The following is a 581-nucleotide window of genomic DNA, read 5'->3' as shown; positions in this document are numbered from 1 at the left end:
TACACGCGTGCAAAAATTTTCTCTGAGGTTGGTAAAAAGACCGAGCTATTTGCTCGCTTTACGACCGTTGCGGGTGAGCGCGGCGCGGCGGATGCAGAACGAGACATCCGTGGTTTTGCCCTAAAGTTTTACACCGAAGAAGGCAACTGGGATTTAGTCGGCAACAACACGCCAGTCTTCTTCTTACGTGACCCGTTGAAGTTCCCTGACCTCAACCACGCGGTGAAACGCGATCCACGCACCAACATGCGCAGCTCGACAAACAACTGGGATTTTTGGACATCGCTGCCAGAAGCGTTCCATCAAGTAACCATCGTCATGAGTGATCGCGGTATTCCTGCGTCCTACCGTCACATGCACGGCTTCGGTAGCCATACATTCAGCTTTATCAACGCTGAAAATGAACGCTACTGGGTGAAGTTCCACTTCAAACCTCAGCAAGGTATTAAGAACATCAGCGATGAGGAAGCACAACTGCTGGCGGGCAGAGATCGTGAAAGCCATCACCGCGATTTGTATGAGTCGATTGAGCGTCAGGATTTCCCGAAATGGAAAATGTACGTACAGATCATGCCAGAATT

1 protein-coding gene is annotated in these 581 nt (G+C 50.3%); it reads left to right on the top strand.

Features of this window, described 5'->3' with window-relative positions; genetic code table 11:
- A partial coding sequence (locus tag R7F64_RS24145; RefSeq protein WP_318072185.1) for a catalase occupies nt 1-581 on the top strand: 581 nt, incomplete at both ends.

The sequence above is a fragment of the Vibrio sp. Vb1980 genome (genome assembly GCF_033338615.1).
Taxonomy (GTDB): Bacteria; Pseudomonadota; Gammaproteobacteria; order Enterobacterales; family Vibrionaceae; genus Vibrio; species Vibrio alginolyticus.
Note: the sequence above shows the minus strand (reverse complement) of the source record. Positions and strands in the feature narration are given on the sequence as shown.